This window comes from Thiosocius teredinicola, assembly GCF_002009425.1.
Taxonomy (GTDB): domain Bacteria; phylum Pseudomonadota; class Gammaproteobacteria; order Chromatiales; family Chromatiaceae; genus Thiosocius; species Thiosocius teredinicola.
In genome coordinates, this window is sequence record NZ_CP019936.1 from 4,397,802 (window position 1) to 4,419,808 (window position 22,007).

Sequence of the window (22,007 nt, forward strand, 5' to 3'; positions counted from 1 at the left end):
CAGCACTCCGAACCTGATGCGCATGACTGGGACATTGTTGCTCTAAAGGTGCCATGTGCTGGGCTCCGCTTAACTCGGCGCTCGCCCCCAAAGAATCGGTATATAAATGACCAAGCAAAAGGTGCTCAAGAATTCCAATTTTGGCCATCGTGTCGCTGAAGACGAAGTCGACGCACTCGCTAGCTATTTTGTGGAAACGGACAACTGGCAGCGACTAGTTTCGGGTGAAATTGATGTTGTATATGGCCCAAAGGGCTCTGGAAAAAGCGCGTTATACACTCTGCTTGTGGCTCGTTCAGACATGTTGTTTGACCAAGATATCTTGCTCGTCCCCGGCGAAAAGCCCCGGGGAACACCCGCATTTCGAGACATCGTTGTGGATCCACCCGCTTCTGAGGTGGAATTTGTTAACCTTTGGAAGCTATATTTCCTGTCTCTGCTTTCTGCAACATTTGAAGAATATGGAATAGAAAATAGAGAAGCTACCCATATTCGAGAACGACTCGCTGAGGAAGGCCTGATCAAAGGTCTATCATCACTGCGCGCCTTGGTGCATTCAGCTTTCAACTACGTAAAACGACTCCTGCGTCCAGAAGCTGTGGAAGGTACAGTTTCGGTAGATCCGAACACTCAATTACCAAACGGTTTCACTGGGAAAATCATATTTGCAGAACCCACTGCTGCCGCACGAGAGGAAGGGGTCGAATCAATCGACCACCTGATGGATATGGCGAATACTGCCCTCCGAAAATATGCCAAGTATAACGTCTGGATATTGCTTGACCGACTCGACGTCGCCTTTGCAGAAAGTCCTGAATTGGAGCAAAACGCTCTACGCGCACTATTTCGCGTATACCTTGACCTTTTGGATTTTGAACACATCCGGCTAAAGATATTTTTACGCAGCGATATTTGGAACCGGATTACCAGTGAAGGATTTAGAGAAGCAAGCCATATCACTCGGCACGTTACGGTCAATTGGGACCGGAGTTCTTTGCTGAACCTTATTGTGCGCCGAGCTTTACACAACGATGAGCTGCGTGGCTTTTATGGCACGAATTTGGATAATGTTCTTGAATCGACGCAGTCGCAAGAAGCGTTTTTTTTCCGAATATGCCCGGACCAAGTGGATGTCGGCCCCAACAAGCCGTCGACGCTAGATTGGATACTCAGTCGTACAAGGGATGGAACCCAGCTCAACGCGCCTCGCGAACTGATCCACCTTCTTGGCTCCCTACGCACACAGCAACTTCGACGGTTTGAACTTGGCGAGCCGCCACCAGATGGAGAAGCACTATTTGCCAGGCCCTCTTTTAAACAGGCTTTGCCAGAGGTCTCAGAGGTTAGACTAACTCAGACACTTTATGCTGAACATCCCGATTTGAGAACTCCAATCGAAGCTCTTCGCGAACAACGAACACTACAACGACTGGATACTCTCGCGGCACTTTGGAAAATCGATGAAGCATCTGCTCGCGGCCTGGCTTCGCGGTTAGTTGAAGTAGGCTTTTTTGAACAGCGAGGCACACGTGAAGCTCCAGAGTATTGGGTTCCTTTTTTGTATAGAGATTCTCTTCGTCTTATACAAGGCGCTGCAGATTAACCTCTGCGATACAAGATGTGTGGACAACGGCTTGTGAATCAAGACGGATCAAGGGGTCAGAGTTCTTGAACCGCTGCAGGAGAAAGGCTCTTCGTGATCAAGAACTCCTACCCTTTGAAGCGTAGTCGTTGGTTTGTTTGTTGCAGGATTGATCACTGCCTTACTCACACTTGAGGGATAGAACCGCACAACAAAGCGATTGAGCCGTTCACTGCACGCACTCGGACATTCAGCACTCCGCTAACTTGGGCGTTAGACTGAAAGGAATAAAGGGGAGGAGTTCATGAGTCCGGACATGATAAAAGCTATTGGTGATGCGATATCGTCCGTTGCATGGCCACTTATCGTGTTGTATTTGATTATCTCGCAAAGAGGTGCCGTATCTTCTATTTTGTCAAATCTAGATTCATTTACTTTACCTGGCGGCGTTGAGGCGAAACTTCGCAAACGGGTGGAAAAAGAATCTGAGGCAGTACTAGAAGAAAAATTTAACGACAAAATAGAGGTTTCAGAGCGTCAATTGATTGCAGCAGAAAGCGTGCGGCGCGCCTCTTTGGAGGGTGATATTTCTGCCGTAAGAAACCAAATATACGATATAAGCAGGGAATACGAGAGAGTTCGTTCATCAATGTCATCGGGGGACGCAAGAACACGACGAATGGAAATTGTTATGACAAAAATGAGAACTTTGGGCCTGGCGGCTTTCCCCTTGCTTGATGAGCTAAAAGAAAGCACATCCCCCGGTGCCCGCTTAGCAGCAATTGCCGTTCTACAAGTAACTCCAAATATTGAATATGTAGAGTGGCTTGCTGAACGCTTGAAAGTCGAGCAACCATTTGTTGGCTATCACGCCGCTGTAGCACTAGATGTCGCTGCTAGGGTTGTTAACACTGACCAGCACCCACGTTTTCTATCTGCAATTTCGGAAGCGAAGAAATATCTTGGCGAGTCCCGCAGGAATAGCGATCGGTGGCATATGCTTGATAGGGCAGAAAGACAAGTTCTCGACCAATAAAATTGGCCAGCAAACGCCCGCATATGCCTATGGCCATTGGATTCGGGATCAATAAACGACAAACCCGAAACCCAGCAAAGCTTTCGAGCCGCTCGGTATGCGCGCTAGGATACTCAGCACTCCGCGCCTATTTGCGAATGCATTCCGCATTTTTTCGCAAACGGCGTATGCACTCGGCGCAGCTTAGCTGGGCGTTAGGTAGCTTCATAATGATCAAGGGGTCAGAGTTGTTGATCGGTGTCGTTGCCAGCAAACGACCGCAGCGACCTCTGATTTGCTAATGTGTTAGGCGCGCCACCCTGGGTACCGACCCATGTTTTCACTGCCAGAATCACCCACATTGAAAGTTGCGTTGTTCGTTCTGGCCGCCTTGGGCGTGTCGGTAATGGCGATGGCCGGCGGCGCTTACCTGTACGAATTGGCCGCGAAGCCGAAAACCGCGTTTTATGCCGAGCTCGGTAGCTTGGCACTTCAGCTCGGTGTAGCGGTTATCGTGGGCGCGCTCATCAAGGTCGTGGTCGATTGGGGCCTATCTCAGCGCGCCCGCTACAACGAGAAGCTCGAGGCCAGAAAGGAATTCATGCGACGAGTACGGGCAATGCATGTGGTGATTCAGAACGCGAAGGATCTGCTAAACGCGCACCAGAGTGCCAAGACTTGGGGCGAACAGTCACGGCGGTTGATGGAATTGCGGCCCGAGGTGGAAGAGATTTCGGAAGACCTGAAGGCGTCACACGGACTCTTCGCCCAGCAGGCCACGATCATCGAGGGGCTTGAGGCCATCATCGTGTACCTCACAGAGAGTGGCAGGGAATATGTCGATAGCCATGGCGTTGTGGATAGTGACTTCAAGAATGGCGAGCGGCTCGCCACGACTATTCATAGAACCGGTATGACGTGGGTTCAAGACTTCATGCAAGGCGGCACCGACTACCAGCAGCGATACGTCGCGAATCTCTCCAAATCGAAAGGCACAATGCGTAAAGAGGTCTACGGCGCCTGACAAGCAATAGAATGCGGAATCAAGGCGGAATCAAGGGGTAAGAGTTCTTGACGGCCTTGTTCTTCTTTCGCGCTGTTCAATACAAATACAACTGATACGGCTGGCGCTACCTGAGAACGCACGAGCCAGGATGATTCAAATCAAGGAAAATAAAAATGTTGAGAAATTTTATATCGCTGATGTCACTTGTCTTGCTCGCCTCTTGCGCGACAACCGCACTGCCACCTGATTACAGCGGCCCAGTAGCTACGATACAAGAAACAGCGGCGAGAGTAGACAGTGGGAAAGCGCAAATGTTTTTCTTGAGTAAGATCGATGGCAACTACATAGAGGAAAATAGTAGTGCAAGGTCATTCCAGCAATCCTATGGTAATGGCAATAACCTAACGATTGTTAACACGCCGTATCAGATACCTGCGCAAGCCCACACTTACACGATTACCGGCAGCCACGTTTGGGCGATGGATGGCAGAGCGATTTTCGAAGATAGCTTGGAAGTCTCTGGGGAAGTGACTTTTACTCCAAAGACAGATCATACCTACTTGATTGGCGGGGAGCTGAAGAATGACGAATCTCGGGTTTGGATAAAGGACAATGAAACCGGCGAGGTCGTCGCGGAGTTCGCCAAACGCGATCCCTGAACGTCATCGCGACTACAAGTAATAAGCATCAAGGGGTCAGAGTTCTCGGTCACTTGGCGTTAGCTTCAAATAGGAAATCGGCAACCGAAATGGAATCATCGAAGATCAATGGCCAATGTCTCTGTGGAGAAGTGCAGTTCTTCATCGAGGGTGAGCACTTTGGTATCTACCAGTGTCACTGTTCCGAATGCCGGAGGATCACGGGAAGCGCTGCAAACTCCTCCTGTATTGTCCCGGTCGGTCGGTTCTCGTGGGTCAGGGGTGAATCCAAAATCACGTCTTACATTCATGAATCAGGCTACCGGTCCGATTTCTGTTCGCGCTGCGGCTCGGCGGCGCCAAGTATTATGAGAAACGGCGAGCATTTTTGGGTTCCAGCAGGCGCGCTTGAAGATGTCGGACAACTGGCTGTAGCTGCTCACCTTTGCGTTGCTTCAAAGGCACGATGGGAAACTAGTCCAAGCGATGGCATTCGCTATGAAGCAGTTCCGGCGTTCGAAGAACTGGCAGCGGCTTTAGGGGTGGCAAGAGAATCAAGGGGCCAGAGTACTTGATCGATGAGATAACCCGATCACAACAGATCACCCCGCTTTCTTCTGCAGCATGAACCGCTGCGTTTTGAACGCGAACAATCCAACACCGGCTGCTAACAGGAGGTAAGTTCGGGGTTCGGGTACGCGACTCAGTATGGGGGTAACAAGTAGTGGAGAACCCTTGTTTAACAGGATCTGTCCTCGATGATTGATCGCTACCGGCGGATAGATATGCTGATAAGGCTCCAGGGCGAGCAGCGGGGTGAGGTCGAAGAACCCTTCGGTAGCGCTATACACAAACGGTTTGCTGTCGACCACGCCAATGATTTCGCCGAGGTCGTTTATGCCCGTCGCGTAGACGCAGTCGCCACCAAGTACCTCATTCAGATCGATGAGCCCGGCATCCGGATCATAGAGAAAGGCGTTGTAACCCCCAATAGAGTCCAAGGGTGTACAGGTCGTCCACGAAGAGTACGTGTTCCCACCGTTTAGAACCACTTGGCCGGCGTTATTCAGCCCCTCCGGCTCGATCCATTCATATCCCAGATTGCCAAATTCGAGAAAGGTGCCGTCGGTGCGACGCAAAAAAGCCGACCGATTCTCTGCTTCATCTATGCTGATACCGACGACTTCACCTCGGTCATTGATGAGCCTTGCATAGCTCGAGGCATCAAACGACCGAGCTTCGTCTCCGGGCGGATCGAGAAACTCAGTGCCCACATTGGGGGTATACACGTGCGCATGAAAGGCATGCTGCGTGAACATGATCGGTTGATCTACCAAGGCGACTGCGCCCGCGACCTGACCGAGATTGTTGAGATCAAATGCTATAGGCGAAAATATCGTCGGCACTTCGGTGACCTTGCCGCCGAGTACATTGTCGGGATAACCCTCGCCTCCAGGATAAACGAAGGGATCACCGCCGCGTAACCCGTTGATCAGCAGTTGACCCCGGTCATTCATATCGACGGGTAAGTTGGCCCTAACTTCACTCGTGATCGACCGCACCCCCTCGGCCGGGGTATACAGAAACGGAAGCGGGTAAACACTGTATACATAGCCGAGGACCTGCCCGTGGTTATTCAGACTTGTGCCGATTGCTTCGGTATATGGGCCCCAATAGGGGCTCAGATCGGTAACGGTGTACCGCGAAGCCGTGGCCCAAGACGCTGACGGAAACAGGACGATCGCGAAGATCGAAGAAAGCACTAACCACACGAACTTGCCTTGTACATGACCTGTCATCGTTCCATCTCCCTGGGATCAGGTTGTAGCCTGGCTGTGCACTGACTCTAGAAGGCGCCTCCCGTTTCGTCAAACAAACGATTTAGCCTGTCAGAAAAGTGAAAGATTTTGCCCTTATCGATGTAGAAAGCGCTCGGGCATCACAGCTCTTGACCACGAAAGGCCTTGCGACCTGCCTTGGCCAGCACCGAACAAGTGGCCCGCCTGTTCACACGCGCACTCCCAGCCGAATCACGCAACGAATGCAGCGCTTCCTCTGAGTCGTGGGACTACTCCGTTCCCGTGGTGCAGAAAAACGTCTGGTGTTCGCGAATGCCGCCCTTCAGTGCGGCATCCTGACACTGCCGGTCGTGCAGGTGGCAGCGGTCCACCTCGGTCTCTGAATCGCAGTCTTCACAGATGACCGAGACGCTTGCCAGATTGGTGCAGACACAGGCGCCCTGCACTATGTCCGCCTGGACGCCGATATTGGCATATGCTTTCTGCAATGGAGCCTGTTGGCCAACGTAGGAATCGCTGGCGCCGAGTTTCAGGGTATAGATTTGGCGTTCTGATGCGACGTTTTCGACCGTGTCCAACGCATGGTTCGCGCCGCTCAGGGTAAATAGGGCGCAAGCGGCCGCCAGACGCGCCCCGATTGACGATGTGCGAGTAAAGTAAGACATTGCAATTCTCCTTGTTTGGTACGGTCGCTTCATTTCAGGGTGGCGTGACACACCGCTGGTGGTACGCCTTTCCTGTCGGTCTCATGAAACGTATACGGACCCCGCGACCATTCGGATCAGTCGCGCTCGCCGAACGACAAAGGCGTCAGGGAATCAATAGGATCAAAGAGGATCAAGGAGTCGGAGTTCATGATCCGCCATACGGCGCTCCGCACCGGCTGCCACATTAGCGGGCGTTCGGCGACGAACACACGGAGAGGGTTTTGACCATCAAGCCCTATCCCCGCAGACTGAAGAACAAGGTTAATAACTACCCTTTTTTCGAAATCTCAAGAAAGAGCGGTAAACATGCTCTGCGTGCGACGACAGCGGCCCCTTCGGGATGTTGCCCCCCCCCTACGGGAATACGAAAGCATGCCAAGTGTCCGGCGTGCGGCTCGCTGGTAAAGGCTCCGAATTCAGTTCGTGGTTGTCACGGCGGGAAAGCGGCTATTGGAAGAACGGATTTCACGGTCTCTAATGCTTTGGCCCGCTTAGGCCAGAGCACCATGTAACATAACAACACCATCGTTACTGTCAGCGCAGTGCGGCAAGCCATCGCCATGCCACTTTGCACTGCTATTTGCGACAAACTTGAGGTACCAACATGCGCAAATTGATCTGGATGGCAGCATTATTCGGCAGTTCCATGAGCTGCCTCGCTGCCCCCGATGAAGAGGTCGTCGAAGCCATGACGAAACTTACCTCTCTGACTGCAGAAGAAATTCGACAAGACTACGATGCCTGCGACAGTGGCGTAACGCTTCGAATGAAGATCTGTGCCAGCTATCACTGGGTCGCTGAGGACGTTCGGCTGAATAAGATTTACGCACAGGTAAGAGCCAAGGCAAAAGAAGTGGGATACGAGCCCTCGCTCATTGAGGCTCAACGCGCTTGGCTGGCCTACCGGGATACGACGTGTGCTTTTGAAGGAGAAATGGGGGCCGGCGGCGGCACGGCGGAAGGGCTGTATGTTCTTTCTTGCCGCGAGCGCCTAACCAAAGAACGTACGGATGATCTTGCTGAGTACTTGAAGGATACAAATTGAGGTAGCCCCCTTGCACCGCCGCAAGCGCAACGAATCTCTTGACCGACAAGCTGCAATCCCATTGCGGATGGCTGCACGACTGTTGTGCATACAGCACTCCGAAAGGGCCGGCTCATTCGGCGTGCAACGGCGAACAGACGGGAGATAGTCTTGAGTATTAAGTTCTATCTGCGCAGATTGAAGAACAAGGCCAGTTGCTATCCGTTCTTGCTTCGAAATCTCAAGAAAGAGAGGTTTACCTGCCCTGTATGTGACTACAGCGGCCCGTTTCGGGATGTTCACCCTCCTACTGGATTACGAAAACATGCCAAATGCCCAGCATGCGGTTCGCTGGAACGGCATCGAATCCAGTTCGTGGTTGTTAAAGGCTTACTGGATGGACGAGACAATTCGTCGTTAAGCATGCTTCACGTTGCGCCGGAGCCTTTTTTCCGGGGCTTTTTCTCAGCGCGATTCGGTACATACGAGACAGCCGACCTGTCCATGAAAGGCGTCGATCATCGTGTTGACTTGCAGGAGCTTCCATTTGCAGATCAAACATATGATTTCGTGTTTGCTTCTCACGTGCTGGAACACATTGCAGACGACATCAAGGCTATCTCTGAGATCCGCAGAATCCTGAAGCCAAATGGCGTTGCGGTTCTTCCTGTGCCTTTGGTGGCAGAAAGGACTATCGAGTATCCAGAGCCCAACCCCAGTGAGGAGTATCACGTTCGAGCGCCCGGCATGGATTATTTCGATCGATATGAACCCTATTTTTCGAAAGTCGAGCGGTTTAGCTCCGATTCACTGAACGAGAAATATCAGCTTCATATCGTTGAAGACAGGAGCCATTGGCCAACCAAGGCATGCCCCTTGCGCCCCCCCATGCAGGGTGAAAGACACATCGATATCGTTCCTGTATGTCACGTATGAATACATCAAGGAAATCAAAGGATCGGAATCTTTGATCCCTACTGACTTCTCTACCCTCACTCAGGCCGCACGGCCTGCGTCGAATAACTGGCCCGGGAGCTAACGGGTCTTTCAACGTACTGCGTACGAACCCATCGGCAAATCACCTGAAAACGTCGAAAAACTTTACATACTTTTTCAGGTCACTTTTGGCGAAAACGCCAAGTCGCTGAAATATATAATAATTTTTCTCGTACCCCGAATCTCAGGCATAAAAACTGCCTTGATGTTTTCTCGGGAGAACGCTTCAAATCACAAACGACTTTCACGGTACGAAGAAAAATGAATAAATCTCGCGGCTTATCACTGTTCTTAATCGGCTTGCTGTCCGCATCGTCGGCGAATGCTGCCAGCATTCTCTTCGGGCGCGTAGGCAGCTCGAGTTACGTCGCCGACGGTCAATCGTTGGTCAATTTTCTAAGCGCCGACGGCAATACCGTCGATTACGTCGACTTGAACACCACGGTTATTTCCGACTTCAGCAGCTATTCACAAGTCTGGGTCTACGACCTCGTGACGGGGCCCAACAGCTCGGCAAACCAGGTTGCCAACTATCAGAATATTGCCAACTGGTATCTGGGCCTCGCGGACCAGAACCTGATTGTCGATGGCCGAATCATCTCCTCGGCACCCGGCTGGACGAACGCCAATGGCATGTCATCCGAGGCTGGATGGATTCAGAACTACGCCACACAGCTCGATCTGCGTGGCGGCGGTTTGGTGCTCGGAACTGACCACGCTTCGCCTGGGCAGCCGTCGGGAGTATTTGTTGACGGAATCAACCAGATCAACGCGTTAATCGGCATCGACCCATTCGAGGGCTTTTTTGGCACCTACCCCACCAGCCAGGCATTGGTCGACAGCGCCTCACCACTGGCTATCAACGGGCTGGACCCCTGCCGCGACGACCCGACGGCGCCTTGCGTCAATGACAATTCCACGACCAGCTTTGCGCCAGCGGGAACTCAGCCAAACGGCCAGGTCTTGACGCCCGTTGCCTACCACGGCGTCGTATCCGACGCCTTCGACAATGCCGCGATCGCTTCTACGATCGGCAGCGTGACCTTCGGAACCTGCGACGACGGCAGTCAACCACCCTGCGATACAGGAACCGGTGTACCCGTTCCAGGCACGATCGCACTGATGGGCCTGGGTATTGCGGGATTCGGTCACTACCGGAGACGCAAGCAGGCCGGCGACGCCTGAGAGCTGGCTTGAAGCTAGTGGCAAGGAACCCCGCGGCAGCGGGGTTTTTTGTATCCATCAACGACGGATGACACACTGCACAGGACCAAAGCAAGGCACTCGGGATCAGAGGGGCCTGACCCTTTCTCTACTTACTACACGCAGTCATTCGTAAGCCAATGGCGATATTCAGTTTTAAAAAACGAAAAGCTCGAGCGCTGCACAAGCAAGCGCAAATACTCAGCGACGCAGGAAACGACGACGAAGCGTTGGTGCTATACGAAAAAGCGATCGCTTTGGCTCCAGAGAAAGCGGAAAGCCACTACAACATCGGGCTCATCTACAAGTATCGGAACGACTGGGAAAAGTCGTACGCGTTCAATGCGACAGCGAATGAGCTGGACCCGGACGATGAAAGCGCCCTATGGAATCTGGCCATAGCCGCGACCGCATTGAGAGATTGGGCCACAGCAAGAAAGGCATGGAAGGACGCTGGAATATCGATAGACAACGAAGAAGGACCGATAGAAGGTGATTTCGGGCTAACCCCCGTAAGGCTGAATCCGGATGGAAATGCTGAAGTCGTCTGGGCACAACGCATTGATCCGGCAAGAGCCAGAATATTGAACGTACCGCTGCCGGAGTCCGGCTACTTTGCCGGCGACATCGTGTTGCATGACGGTGCGCCGGTTGGCTACCGCATGCACGGCGAGATCGAGAAACCTGTATTCAATGTACTCGAATTGTTCGAACGCTCGGCCCTCAAAACATTCAAGGTAACCGTCAAAGCCGACGGACAGAGTGACATAGACGAGTTGCAAGCAATACTCGAACAGCGCGGAATGATCGCTGAAGACTGGACTACCAACTACAGAGTACTGTGCCAAGCGTGCAGCGAGGGAAGACCGCATGATGAGCACGACACCGTAGATGAATCCATCTGGATATCGCGCCACGAGATCGGCGTAGGCGCTTCAGATGAGACGTCGTTACGCGGAGCATTGCAAGCCTGGACCGACAACGAAGGCAGGACAATTATCGAAGTAACATGCGTGTTGGAATAACCACGCGCTAAGACAAAGCCAGGCAGAAGAAAAAGTTTCGTTTTTCCTTCCAACTGCGTGCTGTTCTGCGCTTTGTCCTGTGAACGGTTACGCTTTCTGAAGAAGGCTGAATCGCTAAGTGAAAATATTTCAGCATCGCCTGGCAGGTTGCGACAAGTCGACCATGCCGTTCGCCCGCGACTCACTCAGGCGTTGGCCTTTAACCGGAGCCTCATTGATTGCAGATAGAGATGAACAAAGAAGAAGCAAAAGACCGACTGTTCACACATGGTTCGTTCTTGCAGAACTCGCAAGATTGGCCAAACTGCTTTTTGGGCATGCTAAAGCCCTATCGTCGAACAATCAGCGACGATGTTTACGACGACATCATTGACTGCCTAAAGACACTGTTCGATGAGATCACAACAGCAGACAACATTGACTCGCGAATCGTCGCCGGTGTTCATGGCATTCTGCACAGCGGCAGGATGTGGCTGTCTCATCCGGACAGCGGCCTCAGGATGAGCGGCAGAATATCCGATGACGAAGTGGCCAGATTAGAGGGTTGGCTGGACAACATCTCGGCTATCTATCACACCATGCTGATGGTGAAGACAGACAAAGAGCATTTGTTCAGCCAGTACGTGCTGCGCAAAGACCCGCAGTAACCAGCACAGGCCGTCGAATGAGAGGTTTGCCGCTGGCTCTATGCCGGCTGTTAGCCAACCGGAGCTTAATCGCTGAAAGGAAGAATGTGCGAACAGCAACACTGATACTGGTCTCCGGAAAGATGGGGGCAGGAAAATCGACGCTGGCAAAGCAGATCGCAGAACAACGCAATGCTGTATTGATCTGCGAGGATCAGTGGTTGTCAACGCTCTACCCTGGCAACATCGCGTCATTCGAAGACTATCTTCACTACTCGTCATTAATAAGACCGCTGGTTAAGGCGCACGTCGTCGACATCTTGGGGGCCGGCGCAGACGTGGTGTTGGACTTTCCCGCAAACACGGTAAAGCAGCGGCATTGGCTCAGAGCGATAGCCACCGACGCCGGAGCCGACAACGAACTCCACTACCTCGATCTGAGTGACGACACCTGCCTGGAACAGATTGCAAAACGGTGCGTCGAGAGCCCAGAACGGGCGGCTTTCGACACCGAGGCGATGTTCAACGAAGTGACCAAGCACTTCCAAGAGCCGACGGAAGACGAGGGATTCAACATTCGAGTTCACGGTCGAGCATGAGCATGCCCAGCACTTTCTATGCGCGCAGAGGCTGTCGACGCACTCCCTTTACGCAATGGCATGTCAGCGATGACGACCAGCGAACGAGCAGCTAACAAACAAGCCGCTCGCCAGTGGATCAGGTTAATCGCGGCCTATCTCCTTATCCCAGCGATCCTGTTGATATGCGGAGGAGACCCCAATTGGTGGCAAGCTTGGTTATATGCCGTATTGATTCTTGTCGCCGGCATAGGCGGGCGCATGTGGGCCGAACATCGACACCCAGGCCTGACGGCTGAACGGCAAAGCACCGAGAACTTCCGCAGTGCGAAGGCTTGGGACAAAGTGCTTGCTCCACTGATGGCCGTGACCATCGTGTTCCCCTTGGTCATTGTGGCAGGGCTGGATCATCGCTATGGCTGGGCGACTGAATTCCCCCTGTGGCTCGTTGTCGTTGGTTTCATTTTGATCTTGCTCGGATACGCATTCGCCGCATGGGCCGTCGCTGAGAACCGCTTCTTCTCCAGCGTTGTGCGGATCCAGACAGATCGAGGGCATAGGGTGTGTGACAGTGGTCCGTACCGGTTCGTGCGACATCCGGGTTATGCGGGAAACATTCTGCCGCTGATTGGGATTGTTCTTGCCCTGGGCTCGGTTTGGACACTGATTCCTGCCGCGGTCGCTTTGATCGTCACAGTGATTCGAACAGCCCTTGAAGACCAGACATTGCTGGACGAACTACCGGGCTATCGAGACTATGCACAACGCGTGCGGTTTCGTTTGATACCCGGGGTTTACTGAAGAATGCGAAGCTGAGAGAAGACACTCTTGCCTGTAATAGTCGTCAGCCCCCCTTCTGACGTGGCCTAGACAACATCGGTGTTACCCAGCGCTACGAAATGCATTGCCGATTGGGCAAATTGCATAGTCGGTCAGGCGTTATTCGCAGCTTCGTGGTACACATAACCTCGCGAACCCCAAACAAGGACGCCACCATGAAAGTTGCGATTGTCGATCGCCAACCCGCCACCATTGCCTATCTTCGCCACGTCGGCCCCTACGGCGAATCCATCGCACGGTTCTGGGAGGACACTTATGTGCCTTGGGCAGTCGCGAACAAGCTTGGGGCAGACCACGCCAGATATGGCGTCAGCCATGACGATCCGAGTATCACCGCCCCCGAGCAATGCCGCTATGATGCCTGCGCTGAGATCGCGCCTGAGTTTGAGGCGACGGGTGGAGCACTCAAGACAACACTCCCGGGTGGCAAGTATGCAGTGCTCGATTTCAGGGGCACCGCCGGACAGGTGGGTGCGGCCTGGGCATCTTTGATCAAGGACTGGCTGCCTTCGAGCGGATTGCGGCTCGATAACCGCCCCTGCTTTGAGTACTACCCGAAGGGAGCCGCCTTTGATTGCAAGACGGGGGAGTTTGAGTGCGAGATATGCATCCCGGTCGCACCATCTGAATGAAGGGCCGGTGCCTAACCTTGGGCGCCGCCGGCAAGCCTAAGCGACGTGCAGGCCACTCTGCACTAGAGCATCAGCGCCGTTTTGCACAGGGCACGCTAAACGCCCTGCCGCTCAAGTACTGTCGACCGCCGGTAGTGGAAATGCAACAGCCATCCCATCAATGTGCCGATAACCGTGCCCATGATCAGCAACTCAGCCTCCAGTGCGAAGATAGCAATGCCGACCAAGCCCAACACGCCCCCAACAACGATCGCGACCGGATAGCCCCACCGCGGGTTGACTACGAATTCCATCACCAGCGATGCCACAATGGCTTGCACGCCGGTGAACATGTACCCGAACAGCAGCACCACGGCAAGCTCTTTGATTGGCGGTAGCTCCAGTGACCAAACCATCAGATAGACAACGGCGAATATGGTGGGCAGCAGACTGCCCATGACGATTCGGATTGCCCGTCCTTTTACCCGCTTTTTTAGGTTTTCCTTTTCCATCTCAACTCCTTTCGATCTACCGGCGCAGTTTGACGATCGGCCGGCACTGTCGTGAGCAGTGCAGGCCAAACCGTTTTTCAGCTGGCATCATACAGCGTGCGGGTATTGTTGCCGAAACGCTGCTAGGGTTAGCAGTAGATCGGCCTGCTTAACCGGGAGTTACTACCATGTATTTGGATATCTGGCTGGTTTACCTGGGCACGATACTGGTATTCATGGTTACCCCGGGCCCAAGTCACATGCTGATGATATCGGTGAGCATGGGCAATGGCTTCAAACGGTCATTGGCGACCGCGGTAGGCGACCTGTCTGCAAACGCCATCCAGATTTTGATGGCAGGCTTCGGTTTGGCTGCAATCATTACAACCTCACGCTATGGTTTCGTAGTGATTAAGTGGTTGGGTGTTGCCTACCTGATCTGGATGGGCGTCAGAACCATATCCCGGTCGTTCGGCGACAACGCCAATACTTCTGCCAACCCCGAAGCGTCGCTCACCCAACTCTGGCTGCGCGGATTCATTACCTCTGCAGCGAACCCGAAGGCGGTCGTGTTCTTTGCCGCATTGTTCCCTCAGTTCATCAACACCCATGAACCACTGGCGATGCAGATCCTCGTACTGGGTACTACCTACATTGTCGTGGATGGCCTGTTTTTAGTGACTTATGGGTTGGGTTCGGATTGGTTGGCGCAGAAGCTCAAGCATCAATACAAAGCCTTGGTCGAGAGAGTCTCCGGCGCGGGCCTGGTTGCCGCCGCGATCCTGTTGGGCTTGAAGACTAGCTCAGAGCGATAAGAGCCGTCTGTGTTGCCATAGCGACACACACCCAGCCGATAAAGCCGCCCACAGGCGCGCCGCACATTTTTGCCGCGCGCCTTGCAGCGGCGGAATCGCCGGAGCCGAAGCGACATGTCGAGCGATCAACTCGGCTTTAGCCCGGATATTGGGCCCGCCGATATTCGCGAAACGAGAATCGCGTCCGTATGTCGTTTTTAGTCGACCCCATTCGTCGTACACATGAGAGTCGTAAGGGCTCGCTCGAATCAGGAGAACGACAATGCGCGTGATGGTATTCGTGAAAGCCAGCGCCGAAGGCGACGAGGACTTCGTCCGCACGCCCGGGACGATCAAGATGATGGAGGAGATGGGCAGGTTCAACGAGGCACTGCGCCGGGCCGGCGTTCTTGTGATGGCCGACGGGCTCAAGCCTTCCTTGTGCGGCAAAAGAGTCCACTTCGATGGCGCAGGTCGTAACATTAGCGACGGCCCCTTTGCCGAACCCACGGAAGTCGTCGCAGGCTTCTGGATATGGAACGTCAAAGACATGGACGAAGCCGTGGCATGGGTGAAGCGCTGCCCGAACCCGATGCCGGGACCCAGTCACATCGAGATAAGACCGTTTTACGAGGCCGACGATCTGGGCTGACCAGCGGCGCGCATCCCTACACGAGGTACCACATGACACAAGTTCGCGTTGAGAGCTTCACCCTATCGCTCGACGGATATGGCGCAGGCCCCAATCAGGATATCGACAATCCGCTGGGTATCGGCGGAACGGATCTGCACCATTGGTTATTTCCGACACACACCTTTCAGCAGGCTCTGTTCAACAAGGATGGCGGCACAACGGGCCTCGACGACGCGTTCGCCTCGCGCGGCTTTCGCAACATGGGCGCATGGATTCTCGGAAGGAACATGTTCGGACCAGTTCGCGGCCCTTGGCCGGACATGAGCTGGAAGGGCTGGTGGGGCGACAATCCGCCATTCCACGTTCCAGTTTTCGTCTTGACTCACCATGCACGCCCGCCGATTGAGATGGAGGGTGGTACGACATTTCATTTCGTCACGGGCGGCATTCACGAGGCACTCGATCGGGCCCGGGAGGCGGCTGCCGGAAAGGACGTGCGGATCGGTGGTGGCCCCAACATCATCCAGCAATATCTTCGCGAAGGACTTATCGATGAGCTGCACATCGCGATCTCGCCGGCATTGCTCGGCAACGGAGAGCGTCTGTTCGAAGGCGTCGACCTGCGCGCACTGGGATATGAATGCGTTGAATCGGTGGCGTCTGAGAAAGCCACGCATGTCGTCCTGCGCCATCCAGGGCACAATGCAACCTAGCAATCGATTGCAGCGGCGGGTCCAGACACGGCCCGCCTTTCTGACTAGGTTTTGGACTCTACAATGAACGGACTCATTTACGCGGCGAAAGCGTTGACTGCCTTGTCTTTAGGCGCTGCCGCAGTCTTCTTTGCCATTGCTTACTTTGACGCGTCGGTACGCCTGGACTACTGGGCCTCACAGCCAGAAGGTCCGAACATGGATCCTCGCGTCATTCTCTACCTGGTGTTTTATTGGTGGATAGCCACAGCTTTTCTGGCCTGCGTTATCGAACTGATACGTCGATGGGTTTTTGAGCGCCGTCGACTTTTCTGGTGGCAGCTACTGCTGGTAGGTTCCGCCTACCCCCTATACTTCAGCGATATCGGCTTGAGGCACATCTTCGATCAGGATATGGCAAGCCATGTTGGAACCGCCCTCGCTTTGGCGTTGAATCCGTTTGTGGTGTACGCGATCGCCAAGGGATACGCCAAGTGTACGAACGCCTGATAGCCGTAGTAGATTCTTGGCCTCCACAGTTTGCCGCACATCTGAGAGAGCATAGAGGGATGAATTTTTCGCATTGGATGCTGACCAAGCTCTTGGGGTTCGCCCTGACCACGCTGCTTTTCAGTTGCGGCACATCGGCCGCACCTTCACCCTCATTCGACATCAACGCTCCCGATGGCTGGCGCATCAGCGAACGCAGACCAGACGACGGCGTCATGGTTTATACCTCTCCCGATCGATCCGCCAGCGTAACCATAGGCCCAGCCGATCGCATCAAGGGCGGTGATGCCGAGGAGCTGTTGCGGCAGCTGGTTGGAGGGCTAACGAAAGCCGGTACATTCAAAGCGTCGAGTAAGATCAACAGCCGCGACTCTGGCGAGACGGAGACAGCCGTCGTATATGGCGTTGGTGTTGAGCCTCAGCTAGGCAACAGCAAACGACACTCGCAGATCCTCATGGTGAAAACCCACCCCCAACACCATGCTCAGCGTTTCCTCGTTTCAATGATCAACAAGAAGAGCATCGACAAGCAAACGATGGCGGGGGTAGGCAGCCTCGTTGCCCAGGCCAATTTCCCACCTCCGACAAAAACGCCCCGGCGCATTGATTCAGAACGCGGCGAGCACCAGGTGACCAGCAGGAACGACGATGCCTTGCGAGCGATCCGGTCGTCCTCCGAAGCCGACAACCACCTTCAGGCGATAATGGCAAAGGCGGGGAACGGCCTTCGAACCAAAGACATCAAGGCTGTCGTTCATCACTTCGGCGAGAAAAAATACGATGTCATTTCAGGTGTGTTCAAGTTCAACGAAGCCACCTTTCTCGTGTTGAAAGATGGCTGGGTGTACAAGAACCCCGAACTATTCCCCGAGGCGCTCGATGCCGAGGCTTCGCGACGTCTTGAGCCGGAACGATGGTCTAAAGACAAGTTCGACGAACGTGTGGCCGAGGGAACGGTTATGAAGGCCCAGGACAAAGGCGCGCGCTTCAACCTGGCGGTGCACCGGCCCAATGCACATGGTGGCGCCTTCAACAGCATCGTCACGAATCGTGGCCTGGTGCTGCATAAGAACGGACGGTTTGAAACCAGCATGACGTCCTTGTCGAGCTCAACGGATGGCGTGAAGGAGACCTACGGCAGCACAACCAAGAGCAAGAAGGGAACCTTCAGCTCGACGTCGGCCGATAGCGGCACGCTTAACACCGTTACGATCAACAAAAACAGCCAAGGCGCCGACTTTCAAGGTCAGTACGAAATCGACGGCTTCAAAATCACCCTGTATTTCGACAGTGGCCGCGTTCGCACTGAGCTGTTTGCCACCGATGGCGAACGAGTGATCCTGGGCAACCGCTACTATTTCCAGTAAGTTGCGTCAGCGAGCCGAGACAAAGAGCCAAGCGCTGATGCCGACAAAGCCGACCAAGTTTCCAATCGTCAAACTCAGCCTGGCGGCCGGCACCGCGATTTCGTGCATGGTCGCACTTATGTATTGGGGGGCGATTCATGCCGGGCAGTGCGGCGAGAATTGGCTGTATAGAACACAGTTTGGTGTGTTTGCCTGCGATACCAACGATGAGGCCGGAGGCTGGCAGTGCTTCGAACGCTATGGCACCCTCAAGCATTATCTTGGCCTTGAAGACGTAGATTGCAGCAAGCCCATCCAACCCCCTTGATATCAATGCCGATCTTTTTGCGCATTGTCACCGACTAAAAGAGGCGCTTATGAAAGCACGCTCTATTCTTCTGGTAGCTCTTGTTTCACTCACCTTATTCGGCTGCTCAGATTCGATTGAGACCAGTGAATTCGTGTGCGAGGGCGAAGAAATTGGCGTCTACACGCTCCACTTTCAAACCGGCGGCATTGGCTACCTGACCGCAAAGCACGGCGATCAGACTGTTTCCGGGGATTTCCTCTATGAGATCAATGGTGACAAGGTTGTGATTTCGGCTGCTGGAGATCGCATTCCGTTCATCTACAAGGATGGCGAATTAACTCCGGAATCGATATTCACTCAATGCACCAAAGGCTGACGGACTGAGCGCAGGGCTGCGCCCCACCTTGAGATACAGGTGCACCCCCGTTGCCACAACAGATCGTCAAGCACTGTTACTGAGGATTCACACAATGCGCACATTTTTTCTGACACTCATCATCTGGCTTTGCCTGGCTTGCTTGGCGACAGCGCATGCAGACGCAGCGGTCGCGCCCGAGGGCTTCGACACGTCGATGGTGTCGATTCTCGCGTGCCCGGAAAACCTCACACCCGTCCGACTGGCGACTGACGCTGAGATCGACACAATCAATGCCCGGATTGCCGCAGGACAACTAAAGGACCGGGCAGGTGCAACAGTGCGAAACCCAATCGATGCCGCACTGATCCGAGAAGATAGCCGTATCGCCTATCGCTTCGATGGATCGGTTCCGGTGATGGTGATCGAACAGGGGCTGGTGTTGGACGATTCCGTGGGCCCTCCCGCGCCGGATAGCTACCGATAGAGGATGCGTCCGGCCGAGACACAACCACAAGTTCATGAGTTGAACGTACGATCGATCATCTTCGAACGAGAATCGGCACTACGCTAATGGATCCTTACAAAACGCCCCAGTCCGACTTGATTCACAAAAGCAGTCGACCATACAAACCGGTCAAAGGTGTGCTTGCAGGCCTGGGCTACACCATCTTGCTGGCAACACTGGTCGGCTTGCTTTGGGCCGTAGCGATTGGATTGATTCTGGGCTTCGATCTCACGTCTCCGGATATCGAATCCGTTTACTCTCAGAGCTTCATCTATCTGGCGGGTGACATGGTGCTGACCACGGCAATGCTGTTTCTCGGAGGCCGGGCCGTTGGCTGGCGAAGCCCAGGCAAGGAACTCCGGTTCGGCTTTGTTCTAACCGCAATAACGGCCGCTATCTACCTTCTCGGTATGTTCAGTTTCGACGCATTTACCGCCTACCCGCTGTTCTATAATCTCGGCATTCTGGGACTGGTGGTGTTCGTGATACCCATCGGCGCTCGCAGCCAGGTGAATGCCTAGTAACGCATCCACTGCGACAGAGGAATGGAATGAACAAAACAATAGGAAGTGCAGCTCTCTTGCTGTGTGCAGCCTACAGTGTTGCGGCAGACACTATTTCAGACAGGGCGAGCACCGACCAGGTGGAGATGGTGGCGTCGGACGACCCACATATGCGCAACGCATTTGCCAAAGCCAAGGCCACGCTTGACGATTTTCTACAGCTATACCGAAACCCGAAAGAGAACATCAAGTGGTTCTCGGTGAAGGTTGGGTTTTCCGACGACAACTACACCGAATACTTTTGGATCGAGTCGTTTTCGGAGAACGATGGCCAGTTTCAAGGAACGATCGGGAACGAGCCTCGACTGGTCAAACACATCACAGCTGGCGAGGCCGTGACCTTTGAAAAGTCGGAGATCGTCGATTGGCTCTACCTCGACACTGCCGACAACCGCATGATGGGCAACTTCACCGCCTGCGCGATGTTGCAGAATACGCCGCCCGAAGAGGCAGCCCAGTTCAAGGCCAGCTACGGGCTTGAGTGCGACGATTGAAACGAGCTTCTTTGCCCTACCACTAACGCTAAAACGATAACGCCCTCGGGCGTTTACTTCCGGAGTTTGCCCGGCCTGGCCACTATTGCGTCTTCGTAGTGGTAAATTTGGCGGCCGGGATAGGCAAAAGCTGCCGCGCGGTAGCTTGTTGCGATGACTTATCTTGGCGTGCACTTGCACGATTGAATAAGTATCTATGACCGCAGACTGCGGCATTGCCGATGGAAAGGAACTCCACAATGAACGACCAATACTCTCCTTATACCCCGCCGAAAAGTCACGTCGAGGCACAACCACCCGAGTCAATCGAGGTCGTGCCTGCGGGCAAAGGCCTGCGGATCGCGAACCTGTTCATCGACTACATCGGCCTCATGATTCTCGGGCTGATTATTGGATTGGCAACCTACGTGCTCTTTGAGGAGCGAGGCCTCGCCTATCTGGAATCGATACCCGACCTGGTCTATGGCGCCGTGCTGACCCTGTTGTACTACGTGACGCTCGAAGCCACGACGGGTCGAACCCTCGGTAAGTTGATTACCGGAACGCGGGTAGTCAACGAAGACGGACTGCCTGCATCGTTGGGACAGATTGTCGGCAGATCATTCGCACGCATGATCCCTTTCGAGGCCTTTTCTTTCCTCATCATCGACAATGGCCGGGGCTGGCATGACAGCATACCGAAGACCTATGTCGTGAAGGTGCGGTAACGATATGCCGCGGGCTAAACCAAGTGGGTCGACGTAATCGACCCACTTGATGTTCGATTAGCCGCGAGTTTCGTTTTTGAGATCGCGGCGGCGCAACCAGACAAGCCCACCGCTCAACAAGGCAAGCGTTCCAGGCGAGGCAACGCCTGCCGGATCGTCGGCAAATGCTTCGAATTGATATTCGATGTCGATGATACCGCTGATCCGTGAGATCGATTGCGTTCGACAGAGATCTTCATCGTCGGAACATTCGCCCGTCTGCGTCGACGCCCAAGCATGCACACCAATCAGGATCGGCTGATCGATAAAAGTCGCCAGCAAAGCGGCGTCGTCGATCAGCAACGACTGATCACCCAGCGTAGCCGGGTCACCCCAGTTGGTCGACATACACCCACTCAGCCCATCACCGGCGCAGTACAGATCGGCGCTAAACGCCTTGTACAACCAGGCATAATGGAATGTATCCGCCTGTCCCGGCAGCGTGACGCCGACAAAACCACTCATCGAGCCGTAACCCTGAGCGTCATCTTCGCAGAAGTATTGGCAGAAGGTTGGATCCTTCGCGGCGAACATCGCTGAGTAGGTGATATAGGTACGCAGCCTGAACGACACCCCCGTTAGTACGCCTTGGGTGGAATCGAAGCCTTCCAGGGACACGGTGTGATGATCGGAATTCGAGCGTGTTACCCAACTGGAATTACTGTATCCGGTATCGGCCACAGCCCCCACGCGGAAGTACCCAGGATCATCAGGTGGTGCCCCGATACCCCCGATCAGTGCAGCGTTGGCAGTTGTAGTTGCAGCGATAGTAAGCGCGACGCCGAAGCCGGCGCGTTGGAACAAAGTAGAAATCGACATTTGTTATTCTCGTTTTGGATGCGGTCTAAGTGGCGCTGAAATGATAAATAAACAACAACGCCGAAACAACCGCATACGCTTCTAGATAGCGTGCT

28 protein-coding genes are annotated in these 22,007 nt (G+C 54.0%); 24 read left to right on the forward strand and 4 right to left on the reverse strand.

Annotated features, from left to right (window positions below; translation table 11 throughout):
• Positions 1-106 precede the first annotated feature (106 nt).
• The 5 genes from B1781_RS20775 to B1781_RS23655 all read left to right on the forward strand — a co-directional run bounded on the left by B1781_RS20775 (position 107) and on the right by B1781_RS23655 (position 4,816).
• Positions 107-1,603, forward strand: coding sequence for a P-loop ATPase, Sll1717 family (locus B1781_RS20775; protein WP_078121481.1), 1,497 nt, complete (start codon positions 107-109; stop codon positions 1,601-1,603).
• A gap of 283 nt (positions 1,604-1,886) precedes the next feature.
• Entirely contained in the window at positions 1,887-2,618 is a 732-nt protein-coding gene (locus B1781_RS23025; RefSeq protein ID WP_125932204.1) for a hypothetical protein, read from the forward strand.
• A gap of 313 nt (positions 2,619-2,931) precedes the next feature.
• Positions 2,932-3,621, forward strand: a complete 690-nt coding sequence (locus tag B1781_RS20785) for a hypothetical protein (RefSeq protein ID WP_125932205.1) — start codon at positions 2,932-2,934, stop codon at positions 3,619-3,621.
• 155 nt (positions 3,622-3,776) lie between these two features.
• A complete protein-coding gene (locus B1781_RS20790; protein ID WP_125932206.1) occupies positions 3,777-4,262 on the forward strand; it encodes a hypothetical protein in 486 nt (161 codons plus the stop codon).
• 89 nt (positions 4,263-4,351) lie between these two features.
• Positions 4,352-4,816 carry a GFA family protein gene (locus tag B1781_RS23655; RefSeq protein ID WP_408646292.1) on the forward strand — a complete coding sequence of 155 codons (465 nt, stop codon included), beginning with the start codon at positions 4,352-4,354 and terminating at the stop codon, positions 4,814-4,816.
• A gap of 27 nt (positions 4,817-4,843) precedes the next feature.
• Here the strand turns inward: B1781_RS23655 and B1781_RS20800 are convergent, their stop codons facing one another.
• Together B1781_RS20800 and B1781_RS20805 are read right to left on the reverse strand one after the other, a co-directional pair.
• Positions 4,844-6,040 carry a hypothetical protein gene (locus B1781_RS20800; protein WP_078121485.1) on the reverse strand — a complete coding sequence of 399 codons (1,197 nt, stop codon included), beginning with the start codon at positions 6,038-6,040 and terminating at the stop codon, positions 4,844-4,846.
• A gap of 269 nt (positions 6,041-6,309) precedes the next feature.
• Positions 6,310-6,705 (reverse strand): hypothetical protein, encoded by a 396-nt coding sequence (locus B1781_RS20805; RefSeq protein ID WP_125932207.1) that lies wholly within the window; start codon positions 6,703-6,705, stop codon positions 6,310-6,312.
• Positions 6,706-7,351: 646 nt separating this feature from the next.
• Here B1781_RS20805 and B1781_RS20810 point away from each other — a divergent pair.
• From B1781_RS20810 to B1781_RS20845, 8 genes are all read left to right on the forward strand, one after another.
• Positions 7,352-7,792 carry a lysozyme inhibitor LprI family protein gene (locus B1781_RS20810; RefSeq protein WP_078121487.1) on the forward strand — a complete coding sequence of 147 codons (441 nt, stop codon included), beginning with the start codon at positions 7,352-7,354 and terminating at the stop codon, positions 7,790-7,792.
• A gap of 150 nt (positions 7,793-7,942) precedes the next feature.
• Positions 7,943-8,707 carry a class I SAM-dependent methyltransferase gene (locus B1781_RS20815; RefSeq protein WP_078121488.1) on the forward strand — a complete coding sequence of 255 codons (765 nt, stop codon included), beginning with the start codon at positions 7,943-7,945 and terminating at the stop codon, positions 8,705-8,707.
• 321 nt (positions 8,708-9,028) lie between these two features.
• Positions 9,029-9,952: a PEP-CTERM sorting domain-containing protein gene (locus B1781_RS20820; RefSeq protein WP_078121489.1), complete on the forward strand. Its 924-nt coding sequence runs from the start codon at positions 9,029-9,031 to the stop codon at positions 9,950-9,952.
• Positions 9,953-10,110: 158 nt separating this feature from the next.
• Positions 10,111-10,995, forward strand: coding sequence for a tetratricopeptide repeat protein (locus B1781_RS20825; protein ID WP_078121490.1), 885 nt, complete (start codon positions 10,111-10,113; stop codon positions 10,993-10,995).
• A gap of 230 nt (positions 10,996-11,225) precedes the next feature.
• Entirely contained in the window at positions 11,226-11,642 is a 417-nt protein-coding gene (locus B1781_RS20830) for a hypothetical protein (RefSeq protein WP_078121491.1), read from the forward strand.
• 17 nt (positions 11,643-11,659) lie between these two features.
• The gene (locus B1781_RS20835) at positions 11,660-12,220 is read left to right on the forward strand and encodes an AAA family ATPase (protein ID WP_078121492.1); all 561 of its coding nucleotides are present in this window, start codon (positions 11,660-11,662) and stop codon (positions 12,218-12,220) included.
• A gap of 69 nt (positions 12,221-12,289) precedes the next feature.
• Positions 12,290-13,000, forward strand: a complete 711-nt coding sequence (locus B1781_RS20840; RefSeq protein ID WP_334223809.1) for a methyltransferase family protein — start codon at positions 12,290-12,292, stop codon at positions 12,998-13,000.
• A gap of 194 nt (positions 13,001-13,194) precedes the next feature.
• A complete protein-coding gene (locus B1781_RS20845) occupies positions 13,195-13,671 on the forward strand; it encodes an AraC family transcriptional regulator (RefSeq protein ID WP_164513490.1) in 477 nt (158 codons plus the stop codon).
• 95 nt (positions 13,672-13,766) lie between these two features.
• Here B1781_RS20845 and B1781_RS20850 read toward each other — a convergent pair whose 3' ends face one another.
• Positions 13,767-14,162, reverse strand: coding sequence for a hypothetical protein (locus tag B1781_RS20850; protein WP_125932208.1), 396 nt, complete (start codon positions 14,160-14,162; stop codon positions 13,767-13,769).
• A gap of 167 nt (positions 14,163-14,329) precedes the next feature.
• On the opposite strand from B1781_RS20850, the gene B1781_RS20855 reads away from it, so the two are divergent.
• From B1781_RS20855 to B1781_RS20905, 11 genes are all read left to right on the forward strand, one after another.
• Positions 14,330-14,956, forward strand: a complete 627-nt coding sequence (locus B1781_RS20855; protein ID WP_078121495.1) for a LysE family translocator — start codon at positions 14,330-14,332, stop codon at positions 14,954-14,956.
• A 262-nt stretch (positions 14,957-15,218) separates the two neighbouring features.
• The gene (locus B1781_RS20860) at positions 15,219-15,587 is read left to right on the forward strand and encodes a YciI family protein (RefSeq protein ID WP_078121496.1); all 369 of its coding nucleotides are present in this window, start codon (positions 15,219-15,221) and stop codon (positions 15,585-15,587) included.
• Positions 15,503-16,282 carry a dihydrofolate reductase family protein gene (locus B1781_RS20865; protein WP_334223810.1) on the forward strand — a complete coding sequence of 260 codons (780 nt, stop codon included), beginning with the start codon at positions 15,503-15,505 and terminating at the stop codon, positions 16,280-16,282. Before B1781_RS20860 ends, B1781_RS20865 begins: the two co-directional genes overlap by 85 nt.
• Positions 16,283-16,345: 63 nt before the next feature.
• On the forward strand, positions 16,346-16,771 hold the full coding sequence (locus B1781_RS20870) for a hypothetical protein (protein ID WP_078121498.1): 426 nt from the start codon (positions 16,346-16,348) through the stop codon (positions 16,769-16,771).
• A gap of 59 nt (positions 16,772-16,830) precedes the next feature.
• Positions 16,831-18,138: a lipocalin family protein gene (locus B1781_RS20875; protein WP_078121499.1), complete on the forward strand. Its 1,308-nt coding sequence runs from the start codon at positions 16,831-16,833 to the stop codon at positions 18,136-18,138.
• A gap of 37 nt (positions 18,139-18,175) precedes the next feature.
• Entirely contained in the window at positions 18,176-18,445 is a 270-nt protein-coding gene (locus tag B1781_RS20880; RefSeq protein WP_078121500.1) for a hypothetical protein, read from the forward strand.
• 49 nt (positions 18,446-18,494) lie between these two features.
• Positions 18,495-18,803 (forward strand): hypothetical protein, encoded by a 309-nt coding sequence (locus B1781_RS20885; protein ID WP_078121501.1) that lies wholly within the window; start codon positions 18,495-18,497, stop codon positions 18,801-18,803.
• 94 nt (positions 18,804-18,897) lie between these two features.
• Positions 18,898-19,269, forward strand: coding sequence for a hypothetical protein (locus B1781_RS20890; protein WP_078121502.1), 372 nt, complete (start codon positions 18,898-18,900; stop codon positions 19,267-19,269).
• A 116-nt stretch (positions 19,270-19,385) separates the two neighbouring features.
• A complete protein-coding gene (locus tag B1781_RS20895; protein WP_164513491.1) occupies positions 19,386-19,811 on the forward strand; it encodes a hypothetical protein in 426 nt (141 codons plus the stop codon).
• 29 nt (positions 19,812-19,840) lie between these two features.
• A complete protein-coding gene (locus B1781_RS20900; protein WP_078121504.1) occupies positions 19,841-20,347 on the forward strand; it encodes a YegJ family protein in 507 nt (168 codons plus the stop codon).
• A gap of 239 nt (positions 20,348-20,586) precedes the next feature.
• Positions 20,587-21,054, forward strand: a complete 468-nt coding sequence (locus tag B1781_RS20905) for an RDD family protein (protein WP_164513492.1) — start codon at positions 20,587-20,589, stop codon at positions 21,052-21,054.
• Between the two features lie 57 nt (positions 21,055-21,111).
• Here the strand turns inward: B1781_RS20905 and B1781_RS20910 are convergent, their stop codons facing one another.
• On the reverse strand, positions 21,112-21,897 hold the full coding sequence (locus B1781_RS20910) for a choice-of-anchor E domain-containing protein (protein WP_164513493.1): 786 nt from the start codon (positions 21,895-21,897) through the stop codon (positions 21,112-21,114).
• Positions 21,898-22,007 lie beyond the last annotated feature (110 nt).